We start from the raw sequence: 11,911 nt of genomic DNA, 5'->3' as shown, positions 1-11,911 counted from the left end.
GCTATTCCGGTGCGATAAAAAAACAGTTCTTCGCCCCATTCCTTTATTGCGTTTGCTCCAAACTTCATACTGCCGTATACGATCAAGTAATCAATTCCTGCTTTTTGTTCTTGACAGTCTTTTATACCTTTATCACTAAAGGCGAAAAAACTCGGCTTTCTTCCCTTCCAAGATGTTGTTTATTTGCAAGAATACTGCAATGAATTTGTCTTCGTCTTCAATCAATGGGTGATCGCCTTCGAGCCATAATTTTTCCATAATGTAAGCAACGGCTTTGCTCATACCATTACTACCTATTGCGGTCATATAATCGCCTAAATCATCAGCGGTAACAGGGCGTAAAACGGCCATATCACTCTCCACTTTCAAACAGATCAACTCACGGCCACCGTGTTCTTGTTTCCATTTATCTAATTTCTCTTGAGTAAAACGAGCAATAAATGCCGCCTTACTGTCAGATAAATCACTAGACGGTGCTGTTTTTTCGGATTCTTTTGCCTGTCTATTTGCAAATGCGGACTTTAGATCACCCGCTGGAATTACATTGTTTTTCATTTTTTTGTTTTTTTGATGTTTTTTTGATTTAATCCCCTCCAGAAGAGGGGATTTTTTTTAAGGTAAGATCACGTTCATTGCCAGGTAAGGCAATGTAATTTCTCTAAATTTGGCATTTTGCTCAAGATCGGTTCCTGCCTCAGTAAAGGCAACTCCAGAGGCTACATAAGTTTTAACTGGATCAATCAATCTTTTTTTGAAAGCACAAGTAATAACAATGGCTTCGTGTGGTACATCTGTGATGTCACTAAATCCTGCATCTCTAGCGGCTTTATTCATGGCATCGGCTTCAAAACCTAAAACCTTGATACTTCCGGTACCTTTCTTGTTACCAGACATGATGTCGATAGGATCGTCACCAGCACCATATAAATGCTCTTTTTCAACTTCTTTTTTAAAGCCAAACCCTCGCAGTCCTTTAATGGTTCGCCCCAATATTTTTACCTCAAATCGGGACCATGCACATTCGTCTGAGGTGATATTTACATTTTGTGACATCTTTTATAAATTAGCGGTTAAACCTATCGTCACTCGAATCCAAGTCAAATAACCTAGCGGCAACACTTTTACTTCTATCTCTCCAGTGCTTGTGTTTATTATGTCCACATTCGTAGGAACGTTAACATCTACATCACTAATTTGACCAGCCATTTGAGAGCGAATTTGTTGACTGATTTCGTTTTCTAAATGCTTTGCATCAGTAGCATTTACTTGACCATTATCCTCAACACGAATTGTTGTTTCAAGTAATGGGGTTGCAGTAGCTACAGCCACACGTTGCGCTTTGTCAGCAATTCTACCATGCACCAAGATTCTAAAATCATCAGTAGAGGCCATGTTGTCACGTGCAAAATAATATCCTGCCGCACCATCACGACGATGCATGATAATATAACCCGCATTAGCAAAGGCGTCCAATTCCTCTGGGTAAAATTCCTCTAGTGGCTTATCGCCAATGTAAGCCTGTGGAATAGTCAAAGCTCCGTTTTGACCGTTACCCAATTTTACGTGAGATGGGTATTTAACCGCTCTAGCCAATGCTAGGGTAACCGCACCAGAACCATCGTTTAGGTTGCTTCCTAGAACTACTCCAGCATAACCATTTTCAACAGTATTAGGTTCAAACAATTCAGCAGTTAAATCGTTGGTTCTACCTTCAATCAGCATTCGAACCGGTTTATTAATTAATTGTTGGTATTGACCCAATGCTTTGGAGGCTAATAAGGCGTCCTCGACATCTTTATCCAAAAAGTGATCAGGTACCATTGCGTAAGCTACACTAGGTTTACGAATTAACCCTACCATTGTAATAGCTCCTTGAGTAGCATTCAATAACTTTTTCAATCCATTTGCATTGGTTGCAGTAACCATTTGCGTTAATGTCATGGTGTCTTCAACACCAAGAATGGTTAAGGCTTGATTTCCTCCCAATTCTTGATAAAACAATTGAATTGCTTTGTTCAAAAATGGTTCGGTCCCTATCGTGTAACCTTTTGCAACTGCATCATCGTAATTGAATACCGTTACAATTTCACCAATTTTAGAAACCGAGGTTCCTACGAGTCCTGCAACGCCATCCAGTACTTGTGCTTGACGTTGTAGGTTGCCATTAGTAACTTCTACGTTTACTTTAGGCGTTCCAGTTCCTTGTGCCATTATTCTTGAACTTCTAGGTTAATAGTTTTTTTGAAAGCCTCAATTGCAGCAAACAAATCCTCCTTTTTTTTGCTTTGAGTTTCCAGCGCTAAAGAGTTAACTAATACTTTAGCATCCTCGTAAGTCGCCGTAGCAGGATCAAAGGCTTTCAACAACTCTAAGGCTATTGTTTTTGTTTCTCCTGCAACATTAACAATTAACGGATTTAAGCCAGTTTCAAACTCTTCATCTGTAATTTCATAAACTGCTGTAGCATCGATAGAAGCTCCTTTTTCGGCTTGAGCAAAAACATCTACATTTCTCTCAAAACCAAGAGCAATTAAACGATCAACACGAGATTTAAAACGAGATTCTTTATCTTGATTTTGTGAGTCCTCGCTAGTTTCTTTTTCAACATCAGTTCTTTTAAAAGAATCGATTTTGGCATCTTTCAATCCAGCGGCAAAACTTTGAGCTGATCCGATGGTGTGAAAAACACGTCCATCTGATGTGATGTGACATTCGTCATTTTGGTGTCTGCTGAAATAATCAGCTGCTTTATCTTTTGACATTTTAAAATGGTTTTAAATGGTTTTTAAATTCGATTTTTAAAGGCAAATCCTAAACCGATCAATACGGCAATTAAGATCAATAACCGCCCTAGTATGATTTGTGTCTTTTGCCAATATGACAATTGAGCTGGGACGGGATAGGGTATTTTTTCAATTTTTTGCTGGTGCTCTTTTATATAAACATCTTTCCATTGTGCAAATAGTTCCTGTGCTTCAGCTTCGCAATCAACTGTAATTATATTGTCCTTGATGTTGACTTTTGGAGGCTTTAGGTGTTTGCCTTTTTTACTTTCGGGCTTTGCCTTTGGATTAAAAACCACTTTACCATTGACGCACTCCAAATAGGATTTGTAGTAGCTACTGTCTTTTTGGATTTTAAAAACCGTATCTCTTACGACTTCGGTTTTAGTAACTGTATTCGTGGTTTCAATTGTTGTTGGTGGTACAACGCTAGCGCTTTTACAAGCTACCAGCGTTGTGGCCAACAAACAAAAAAACAACAGTATGGACAGATTTTTGAGTTTAAAATTTTTCATTGTATTCGTTTTTTGCATCAAATGAGGGACACTCTTTTATTCTTTCCCAACTTTCAATAATTCCGTTTTTGTTTTTGTCTGGGGAAAAATCTCGATGTCCTTGAATGATAATTTTGTTAGTGTTTTTGTTTTTTTGTAGCCATTCTTGAGCCTCTTTAATACAAGTTTCGAGTGCTACTTTTTGAGCTTCAGTACGGGTGTCTTTTGCATTCCAAACTGGTGATTTTGGCGTTCCCTTGTTTTCAACACCTCCTATGTAGCAGATATTTATAATTTGAGAATTAAAGCCTAAAACGCCATTTGAATTTTTGTCAAAATCCAATAAATTATGAATGGTTCCGTTAGTGTCAATCAATCTATGATAACCTGCTGATTGCCATCCTTTGGATTTCCAAAAGGCTTCTATTGAAGCAAGTTTGCCAAACCCAGCTGAACAATGAATCGCGATATACTTAATTCCTTTTGCGGTTCTCATTCGTCTGTTTTTTTGGTGATTCCCAACTTAACTTTGGCATAAACCGAGGCTAGCTTTAAAATTTGTTCAATCTCATCTAGGATGAGTTTAGAAAAGGTACCTGATAAGCCACAAGCCACGAAAATGATGTTTTCATTTTCAATCTTTAAGTAGTCTTTACAAGCGATACCCACACATATAGAAATGAATATCGAAACAACCACCGATTTTATAAAAGCACTCCAGGACATCTCATTTCTCATTCTATGAATGACAGAACCTATAGCACCGCCCAGTATGTAGGGATTATATTTTTTAATAAAATCCATGATGTCGTTAAATATTTCAATCACAGTTGTAGGTTTAAAAAAAAGGCTGCCATCAGGGACAGCCTTTAATACATTTATATTCTCGTACTTTTATAATTAAGCGGTTGCAGCTTGAACAATAACTCCAACGCCTTTCCAATCTTCACGACGGCAACGACCTCCCATTTTCACCAATCCTGAATGGATGTCACCATAATACAATGGGTTGTCCATATCTTGGAAAAGCTTAGTGTCTCCAAGTGCTTTAGTAACACTATTTTTTTGCCAGAAGAAACTAGCCAAGTTGTCCGTTGCTCCAAGAGCTTCACCCGGTAGTCTAAAATTTCCGTCAGCTTGAATAGCTAAAACTGAACTTCTTTCTAAGAATGTGAATCCTGCAAATTTTCCAACAACACCGTTTGTCAAATCCGCTGATTCTTGAAACGCTGCCATTTGATTTGCTGATAATGAATCAAGGAATTCTTGATACATAAAACTTTCCATCATGGCATAGCGGTTGTCTCTAGGCACATTGTCCTTGTTGAACTTTGCCTGCATTGCTTGAACTTCTTTGTAAGTAGTTGCTTTTCTAGATCCAGTTTGTCCGTCTTCAGCGTTTACAGCGATAGCCGCTCCTAAAGTTGCAATTCTTCTACCTGCTGGTAAAAACTCAACAGTAGTACCACCATTAACGGCTGGCTTCACACCTCTGATCCAGTTGTAAGTCAACTCATCACCAATAGCCTCAGCTAAAGTGTCAGTGTGATCTGCAAGTACTGAATCTGTTTTCTCGTAGCTGATTTCCATCGCTTCCGATGTAGTAACTGCTGTAGGATCAGTTGTAAACACATCAAGTGCATACATTACTGCCGTGTCACCACGTTGTACTGCCGTTGCAGCACCAAAAGCTCTATTTTTTACGACACTTGGTTTTGCGCCTGCTTGTGGCAAGTACACAATAGAACCACCTTGTACATATTTCGACTCATCGAAACACAACATGATGTGTGGATTTGTTCGTCTTAATTTCTCGACGATGTAAGAGCTCCAAAACTCTTGCGGTATTTTAGGATTTGCCATAATTGTAAATTAAGCGTTAGGAAATTTTTCTTTTCTCAATTGTTCGTACAGGTCAGGGAATTGAGTTCTCACGGCTTCCAACTCATTAGATGAGTATAGATCGTCCCATTTTTTGCCCGTAAAAGCAGTAGCGTCTTTGTCACCCAACTGACTTGTAACTAATGTTTGCGCTGGCATAACATCAATTACTTTTTTTAATCCTGCTGGGTTTCCTGCAAAACTGTCTGCTAACTCAGTAGCTAATTCCGCGGTCAGTTTCTTGTCTGCTTTTCCTTTGTCTAGCAAGTCCTGAACTTCTTTTTTTACCGCTTCAGCTTTCAAGTCTTTCAACTCTGTCTCTTTAACAGTCAAAGCCGTTTTTTGATCGGCTAAATCTTTTTCCAGTCCTGGTACTTTACCAGCCGTATCTACTAAGTCCTGAATCGCTTTTGTAGTTTCGTCATCAGAGGACTTGTCGCTTAGGTTTAGAGCCGTAAGCAAAGCGGCTGTTAAAAGAATTTTACTCATTTCTTTAGGTTTAGGTTTTACAAAATCAGCTAGATTTAGCTCGTTATCATTAATGTCGTAGAGGTTTGCTAGTGCATTGTGATTGCCCGGAATATCAACAAATGATATTTCACGAGGAAACCACTTCGTAACTGTAGGTCCTGTTTGTCCGGGCAACATCAAATCTTTATCGTCCGATGCTTCAAGCACAATGATCTTACCCATTGATGCTGCATTGATAAATCCGTTTTCTACTTGTGCCGCAATATCTTCCCCTTTTGGGTGTGATAAATTAACAACAGGCTTTCCAAATAATTTATCACCTTCAATACGCAAATCTTCCCATTTTACTAATACACCGCCTTCACGATCGTGCATTAAAAAACCAATAGGATTTTTTTTGTATTGAGCCAAGTCCAGTCCTGCCGTTAGCAACCGATAACCGTATACATTCACACTGTTATCTGTTAAACAAAACTCTTTGTCAATCTTTTTAAACGTACTACTCACTACATGTCATTTTGGTTATTTCTTAAAGTGAGTACAAACTTGCGAATGTTTCCAAAGGCTTGAAAATAAGTGTGCAAACCTTGCAGGGTTATTTTAAAACGGGGTCGTTTTTAGTCAATTTTGCCCTGTAATCAAGTAGTAAAATGGGAATTTCCAAAGCACAAGAGCGGGAGTACGCTCGAATATTATATGTAAATGAGCGCATCACCTTTAAGGAGATTGCTGAGCGCACTGGTGTCACCGAGAAGACTATTGGTAAATGGGCTGAACTAGATAATTGGGCGAAACTTCGAAAAAGTTTACTGACTACTAAAGAGAATCAATTAGTACACTGGTACAACCAGCTCGAGGCAATGAATGAGAACATTGCGCAAAGAAATTTACCAGTACCCGATTCTAAAGAGGCGGATGTCATGAGTAAAATTACCTCAAACATTCAGAGACTAGAGACTGAAATAGGTTTAGGCGAATATGTAGAGGTGTCCCGAAAACTATTGACATTCATCCAGTCTATTGATCTGACTGACGCTAAAAAATTCAAAAATTATATTGATGAGTTTATCAACTCAAAATTAAAGAATGGCTAAAAAAGTAAGCAATAAGGAGTATTTAGATGTGTGGAGAGAGTTCTGTGAAAACATGGACAATGCCACACCTATTGACTTAACCGAAAGCCACGGTGCAAAACTAAGGCGCATCACGCACCTGGAGAAAAACCCCGAAGAGTGGTTCAAATACTACTTTCCAAATTACTATACCAGCGAACCCGCTGATTTTCATATAAAAGCAACCAAACGTGTATTAGCTAATGACGAATGGTACGAAGTACGCTCATGGGCGCGAGAACTCTCCAAGTCAGGGCGCACCATGATGGAGGTACTTTATCTGGCAATGATAGGCAAAAAGAAAAACATTCTTTTGATCTCAAATTCAGCTGATAATGCCGAAAGGTTGCTTTTACCTTATAAAGGAATCCTAGAACGAAACAATAGAATTATTGCCGACTATGGAATCCAAAAAAGAGTTGGTTCTTGGGAGTCTAGCGAGTTCAAAACTCGTAAAGGCGTTTCCTTTAGAGCCATTGGAGCGGGGCAGTCACCCCGTGGAACCCGAAACGATGCTAGCCGTCCCGATACCATCTTAATTGATGATATAGATACAGACGAAATTTGTAGAAATGAAGACCGTGTAAAAGAAATTGTTAAGTGGATTGAACAAGCATTAATACCTACTCGTTCTATCTCAAGCGGTTTATTGATCATTGCTTGTGGTAACATCATTGCAAAATATTGCTGTATTTCTGAGATGGGTGCTAAAGCCGATAAATGGGATATCGTTAACATTCGCGACAAAGAGGGCAAGAGTACTTGGCCAAACAAAAATACTGAAGAGGCCATTGACCGTGTACTTAGTCTAATTTCGGCCGCAAGTGGAGAAAAAGAATACTTCAATAATCCCGAGGACGACGGCGACATTTTTAAAGAATTATTATGGGAACAATTGCCACAACTTCGCCATTGTGATTTTGTAGTAGCCTATGCCGACCCTGCACCAAGTAATAAAGACAAAACCAACTCATCCGGTAAAGTTGTGGTTATTGTGGGAAGAAAAGGTTTGAAATATGGAATCTATAAAGTTTGGATCAATCAAATGACTAACGCGGTTTTTGTAGATTATATGTTTGAAGCTTTTGACTATTTAAAAAAAGCGGGCGTTGACCCTGTAAATATTTACATTGAAAACAACAGCCTACAAGATCCGTTTTACGAACAAGTTCTTTTGCCTTTGATTTTTAAAAATGGCGAAGAAAAAAACATAGCGTTGCCAATTACCCCAGACGAAAGAAAAAAGCCTGACAAACACGTAAGGGTTGAGGGAACGCTAGAACCTAAAAACAGATTGGGCCAACTGATCTTTAACAAAGCTGAAGAAAGCAATCCTCACATGAAACGTTTAGCCTCTCAGTTTACAAGCTTCACAATGAAGTCTAAAAAAATAGATGGTCCCGATGCAGTAGAGGGTGGCGTTGTGGTCATTGAAAATAAAGTTGTAACTCAAAGCACAGGCGCAATAGAAAGTTTCAAACGCACCGCTAATAAACACAGAATGTAATGGCACAGAATAACACCAAACCACAGACAACAAGTTATCAAATAGGGGTTGATGTCTTAGGATTTCCAATTTATGTGGAGCATACCACCATTTGTGAAATGATTAACAATTTGATTAAGCCAAAGAACCGACTTAGCGTTTTACAACGAATTATAAAACAGCAGTAACATGTTAGTACAACCATCCGAATTAAATACCGAGCTATACCCTGAGATCATTCAGGCCATTACCCGAAACGATCCAAACGAAACAATCACACAGATTAAAGCGGCTCAGGATTTTTGCAAATCCTATCTGTTTAAATACGATTTAAAAGCACTTTTTGGCGACGATACTGTTAATCCGGTTGTTGCTCCTACTGTTGCTGATGAGAACCTAAAAAAGACTATCAAAGTTATTGCTTCTTACTGGTTGGTTCGCAAATCAAACCCCAATGTTAACCTTGAGCTTTTTCGTGAAGACTGGCAATTAATGATAGGTGACAAAGAAGGTCCTGGTTGGCTGTATGACATCAAAGAGGGGAACATCAACCCTAGTTGGCCATACAAAGCCGATGACCCAACAACACCCGAAGACGAAAGCGCACAAAATGATGGCGTTTTCTGGGGTTCTAACCAAAAACGCACACAAAGATTTTAGATTATGGGAGTAAATATTGAAAAAGGAGAGAATTCAGAAGCGTTCATAGTTCACGACTTAACAATCGTAGCTCCTGACCGAAGTAGTAAAGATATAGGCAAACTCAAAGAAAGTGTAGTTAGTGCCGAAAGCGTATATTTCCCTAATCGTGTGTTACTTTATGACTTGTACCACGACATCCTTTCAATGGATGGTTTTTTGCGTGGGATCATTGCAAAGCGTATCGATGCTGTACTCAATAAAAAAATCAAGTTCACCAAAAAAGACAGTAAACAGGATGACGATTTAACGGACTTAATTAACGGCCAAAAAGGACGTGATTTGATTACCTTGTTAATGGAATCTAAACTTTGGGGAACTTCAGGAGTTGAGTTTATTATCGGAGATGAGTTAAGCTTTAACGAAGTTCCAAGAAAACACATCAAGCCCGAAAAAGGCATTATTACCAAATCACAATACGGCCTTTCTGCTGAAAATGGTTTTGAATACGAAGACATGCCTTTTGTTTGGGTAGTAGGTAAAAAAACAGATTTAGGACTGCTTTTAGCGTGTTCGATGTACGCTATTTACAAGCGTGGCACCTTTGGAGATTATGCTCAATACGTAGAGATTTTTGGGCAACCGGTGCGTATCATGAAGTATGACGCTTATGATACCAAAACCAAGCAGGAACTAAAAACCCTGCTAACTGATAGCGGTTCCTCACTAGCGCTGATGATACCTAAACAAGCAGAATTTGAAATGCTTGACGGTAAAACCTCTAACGGCGACGGGAAACTTCAAATAGGATTAAAAGATGCTTGTAATCAAGAGATGTCTATTGCTATTCTGGGTAATACAGAAACAACCACCTCTAGCAGTTCCAGTGGGTATGCACAATCAAAAGAACACGGAGAGCAACAGGATGAGCTCACGATTTCAGATTTAATATTTGTAGAAAACCTTTTGAATTCTAAGAAGTTCAAGCAGATTTTAAAATCATACGGTTTTGATATTGATGGTAAATTTGAGTTTGAACTTGATCTCAACTTAATAAAGTTGAAACTTCGCATGGAGATTGACACTTTTGTAAGTTCGAAAGTGCCAATTGCTGATGATTACTGGTACAATACTTATGGAGTACCAAAGCCCGACAATTACGATGAACTCAAGGCAAAAATGGAAGAGCAAAGGCAACTAGCAACCCCAGAACCACAGGAAGCCGAAACAACAAAAACGGCACCAGGACAAAAGCCCAAAAAAGGACAATTGACCGAAACCAAAAAACAAAACTTAGCCGACTGGTTCTTTAAGAACTTAGCCGATTTTTTCGACCAAGCCCAACACTAGTTGGGCAATTAAACAATTTATATAGCGACACTTGTAATTGTGCTGCATTGCCTGACTTAGCCGATAACGCTGACGAATGGGATGCCATATATACTGATATTGCACGGCAGTTACTAAATGGTGAAGACTTAAGTTCTGACGCGCTTTACAACAAAACCGCTGCACAATTAATGGCAGCATTAAACAAAGGCCTTGGAGGAACCTCGTTTGATGATGAGGACAGCAGGAAAGCATTGCAAAGCAAGTTCAAGCAAAACATTGAACAATTTAGCTATGCCAAAACCTTAACGCAATTTCAATTGTTTAAGGATGCCGTTTTCAATAAAAAAGGGCAAATACAAAGCTTTGCAACGGTCAAAAAAGCAGTTGCAGACACAGGCGAAGTTTTCAACAACAATTATTTACGTGCTGAGCATCAATACGTGGTGCAAACGGCAATAATGGCCCATAAATGGGAAACTATGGACGCTCAATATTTAGAGTTTACCACCGTTGGCGATTCTCATGTGCGTGCTAGTCATAAACTATTTGACAAGTTTACCGCCTTAAAAACTGATCCGATCTGGAAGCGATTATACACGCCTTTAGATTGGGGTTGTCGTTGTACTGTTATTCCTGGTGTAGCTAAAAATGTGAGTAGGGAGTATGACAGCGTTTGGGCAAACAAAGTAGTTGATCCGTTGGTTAAGGGAACTATTTTTGACAACAATGCCGCATTGACAGGTAAGGTGTTTACAGACAAACATCCTTATTTTAAGGCTACAAATAAAAAAGCTTCAAAAATTGAGCAACCAACACCATTTGAGCTTAATGATAAAACCTTAAAACAATTGGAAGAGAGAAAATTCAAGCTTGATATTGATAAAGACGGAATTGAAAGATTTAATAAAAACTTTAAAGGATTTAATTTTATTGAGTTAGATAAAGACATGACAAATCTCTCTAAAAAATTTAATTTAAATTTTGACAAAAAGACAATACTTACAGATGATAAAAATATTTGGTTTGAATATATCGACACCAAAAAAGGCTTTACATTACAAAGAAAACTTTTTGTAAAAGATGGTGTGAAAACTGTATACCATAGTTATTTTGAAATAAATAAGGATTTCCAAGGAGGAGGAATTTCCAAGGAGGTTTTTAAAAACCTACACAAACAGTATAAAAACTCTAATCTTGACAAAATTACGGTTCACGCAAATCTTGATGTTGGAGGTTATACATGGGGAAGATATGGGTTTTCGGCTTATAATATGCAGGACATAAACGATGTCTATAACAAAGCAAAAAGGTTAAAAGAATTAGGGACACTAACAGATTCAAATCTTCAACATTTTGAAGAGTCTTACGAAGATTTCAAGAAAAACGGTAATTCATTCGACATGCACAGGATATCATCCTCTGAATACGAAAAAAAACTCTTGCTTAAAACGCAATGGAAAGGTGAATTAAACTTGAAGGACAAAGTACAAACAAGAATATTTGAAGACTACTTAGGCTACTAATTTATTGAATTCAGAAGTGTAAGATTCAATTTGTGAGATGGAAACATTGTATGTTTTCGAGGCTTTATCGATTGAATAGTTAAATTTTGACATATCTCTTAATGCTGCAAAACACTTGTGCTTTACATTATTTTCTTCGGAAACAATAAACTCCGAATGCATCTTAGTATTTAATTCTTCTTTAGACATA

Annotated in this window: 16 protein-coding genes; 6 read left to right on the top strand and 10 right to left on the bottom strand. The window is 38.3% G+C overall.

The genetic code is table 11. From position 1 onward, the window contains the following. Positions 1-135: 135 nt before the first annotated feature. From AC061C_RS04410 to AC061C_RS04370, 9 genes are all read right to left on the bottom strand, one after another. Positions 136-555 carry a hypothetical protein gene (locus AC061C_RS04410; protein WP_478290198.1) on the bottom strand — a complete coding sequence of 140 codons (420 nt, stop codon included), beginning with the start codon at positions 553-555 and terminating at the stop codon, positions 136-138. Positions 556-612: 57 nt separating this feature from the next. Further along, the gene (locus AC061C_RS04405) at positions 613-1,053 is read right to left on the bottom strand and encodes a hypothetical protein (protein ID WP_478290197.1); all 441 of its coding nucleotides are present in this window, start codon (positions 1,051-1,053) and stop codon (positions 613-615) included. Positions 1,054-1,056: 3 nt separating this feature from the next. Next, positions 1,057-2,211, bottom strand: coding sequence for a DUF2586 family protein (locus tag AC061C_RS04400; RefSeq protein ID WP_478290196.1), 1,155 nt, complete (start codon positions 2,209-2,211; stop codon positions 1,057-1,059). Continuing rightward, positions 2,211-2,762, bottom strand: a complete 552-nt coding sequence (locus AC061C_RS04395; protein ID WP_458554115.1) for a hypothetical protein — start codon at positions 2,760-2,762, stop codon at positions 2,211-2,213. Before AC061C_RS04395 ends, AC061C_RS04400 begins: the two co-directional genes overlap by 1 nt. A 23-nt stretch (positions 2,763-2,785) precedes the next feature. Then, a complete protein-coding gene (locus AC061C_RS04390; RefSeq protein ID WP_478290195.1) occupies positions 2,786-3,298 on the bottom strand; it encodes a hypothetical protein in 513 nt (170 codons plus the stop codon). Then, on the bottom strand, positions 3,285-3,773 hold the full coding sequence (locus tag AC061C_RS04385) for an N-acetylmuramoyl-L-alanine amidase (protein ID WP_478290194.1): 489 nt from the start codon (positions 3,771-3,773) through the stop codon (positions 3,285-3,287). The genes AC061C_RS04390 and AC061C_RS04385 overlap by 14 nt, the downstream gene beginning before the upstream one ends. Then, positions 3,770-4,105, bottom strand: a complete 336-nt coding sequence (locus tag AC061C_RS04380) for a hypothetical protein (RefSeq protein ID WP_478290193.1) — start codon at positions 4,103-4,105, stop codon at positions 3,770-3,772. Before AC061C_RS04380 ends, AC061C_RS04385 begins: the two co-directional genes overlap by 4 nt. Before the next feature lie 72 nt (positions 4,106-4,177). Continuing rightward, the gene (locus AC061C_RS04375; protein ID WP_478290192.1) at positions 4,178-5,140 is read right to left on the bottom strand and encodes a phage capsid protein; all 963 of its coding nucleotides are present in this window, start codon (positions 5,138-5,140) and stop codon (positions 4,178-4,180) included. 9 nt (positions 5,141-5,149) lie between these two features. Beyond that, positions 5,150-6,136 carry a hypothetical protein gene (locus AC061C_RS04370; protein ID WP_478290191.1) on the bottom strand — a complete coding sequence of 329 codons (987 nt, stop codon included), beginning with the start codon at positions 6,134-6,136 and terminating at the stop codon, positions 5,150-5,152. A 143-nt stretch (positions 6,137-6,279) separates the two neighbouring features. On the opposite strand from AC061C_RS04370, the gene AC061C_RS04365 reads away from it, so the two are divergent. From AC061C_RS04365 to AC061C_RS04340, 6 genes are read left to right on the top strand one after another with little or no spacing between them, the layout of a single operon-like run. After that, the gene (locus AC061C_RS04365) at positions 6,280-6,723 is read left to right on the top strand and encodes a terminase gpP N-terminus-related DNA-binding protein (RefSeq protein ID WP_478290190.1); all 444 of its coding nucleotides are present in this window, start codon (positions 6,280-6,282) and stop codon (positions 6,721-6,723) included. After that, positions 6,716-8,248, top strand: a complete 1,533-nt coding sequence (locus tag AC061C_RS04360) for a hypothetical protein (protein ID WP_478290189.1) — start codon at positions 6,716-6,718, stop codon at positions 8,246-8,248. The genes AC061C_RS04365 and AC061C_RS04360 overlap by 8 nt, the downstream gene beginning before the upstream one ends. Continuing rightward, on the top strand, positions 8,248-8,415 hold the full coding sequence (locus tag AC061C_RS04355) for a hypothetical protein (protein WP_478290188.1): 168 nt from the start codon (positions 8,248-8,250) through the stop codon (positions 8,413-8,415). Before AC061C_RS04360 ends, AC061C_RS04355 begins: the two co-directional genes overlap by 1 nt. Before the next feature lies 1 nt (position 8,416). Continuing rightward, positions 8,417-8,887 carry a hypothetical protein gene (locus AC061C_RS04350; protein ID WP_478290187.1) on the top strand — a complete coding sequence of 157 codons (471 nt, stop codon included), beginning with the start codon at positions 8,417-8,419 and terminating at the stop codon, positions 8,885-8,887. Positions 8,888-8,890: 3 nt separating this feature from the next. Then, entirely contained in the window at positions 8,891-10,216 is a 1,326-nt protein-coding gene (locus AC061C_RS04345) for a phage portal protein family protein (protein ID WP_478290186.1), read from the top strand. Positions 10,217-10,263: 47 nt separating this feature from the next. After that, a complete protein-coding gene (locus AC061C_RS04340; RefSeq protein ID WP_478290185.1) occupies positions 10,264-11,721 on the top strand; it encodes a phage minor head protein in 1,458 nt (485 codons plus the stop codon). Here the strand turns inward: AC061C_RS04340 and AC061C_RS04335 are convergent. Further along, on the bottom strand, positions 11,710-11,910 hold the full coding sequence (locus AC061C_RS04335) for a hypothetical protein (protein WP_478290184.1): 201 nt from the start codon (positions 11,908-11,910) through the stop codon (positions 11,710-11,712). The genes AC061C_RS04340 and AC061C_RS04335 overlap by 12 nt on opposite strands. Position 11,911 lies beyond the last annotated feature (1 nt).

Source organism: Flavobacterium sp. GNP010 (assembly GCF_056428945.1).
The sequence above is the reverse complement of the archived record's forward strand: the minus strand, read 5'-3'. Positions and strand labels throughout refer to the sequence as shown.

What these genes read in the sequence shown, in the direction of transcription:
- AC061C_RS04410 (WP_478290198.1), bottom strand. Translation starts at nt 555, where the DNA reads ATGAAAAACAATGTAATTCCAGCGGGTGATCTAAAGTCCGCATTTGCA.
- AC061C_RS04405 (WP_478290197.1), bottom strand. Translation starts at nt 1,053, where the DNA reads ATGTCACAAAATGTAAATATCACCTCAGACGAATGTGCATGGTCCCGA.
- AC061C_RS04400 (WP_478290196.1), bottom strand. Translation starts at nt 2,211, where the DNA reads ATGGCACAAGGAACTGGAACGCCTAAAGTAAACGTAGAAGTTACTAAT.
- AC061C_RS04395 (WP_458554115.1), bottom strand. Translation starts at nt 2,762, where the DNA reads ATGTCAAAAGATAAAGCAGCTGATTATTTCAGCAGACACCAAAATGAC.
- AC061C_RS04390 (WP_478290195.1), bottom strand. Translation starts at nt 3,298, where the DNA reads ATGAAAAATTTTAAACTCAAAAATCTGTCCATACTGTTGTTTTTTTGT.
- AC061C_RS04385 (WP_478290194.1), bottom strand. Translation starts at nt 3,773, where the DNA reads ATGAGAACCGCAAAAGGAATTAAGTATATCGCGATTCATTGTTCAGCT.
- AC061C_RS04375 (WP_478290192.1), bottom strand. Translation starts at nt 5,140, where the DNA reads ATGGCAAATCCTAAAATACCGCAAGAGTTTTGGAGCTCTTACATCGTC.
- AC061C_RS04365 (WP_478290190.1), top strand. Translation starts at nt 6,280, where the DNA reads ATGGGAATTTCCAAAGCACAAGAGCGGGAGTACGCTCGAATATTATAT.
- AC061C_RS04360 (WP_478290189.1), top strand. Translation starts at nt 6,716, where the DNA reads ATGGCTAAAAAAGTAAGCAATAAGGAGTATTTAGATGTGTGGAGAGAG.
- AC061C_RS04355 (WP_478290188.1), top strand. Translation starts at nt 8,248, where the DNA reads ATGGCACAGAATAACACCAAACCACAGACAACAAGTTATCAAATAGGG.
- AC061C_RS04350 (WP_478290187.1), top strand. Translation starts at nt 8,417, where the DNA reads ATGTTAGTACAACCATCCGAATTAAATACCGAGCTATACCCTGAGATC.
- AC061C_RS04345 (WP_478290186.1), top strand. Translation starts at nt 8,891, where the DNA reads ATGGGAGTAAATATTGAAAAAGGAGAGAATTCAGAAGCGTTCATAGTT.
- AC061C_RS04335 (WP_478290184.1), bottom strand. Translation starts at nt 11,910, where the DNA reads ATGTCTAAAGAAGAATTAAATACTAAGATGCATTCGGAGTTTATTGTT.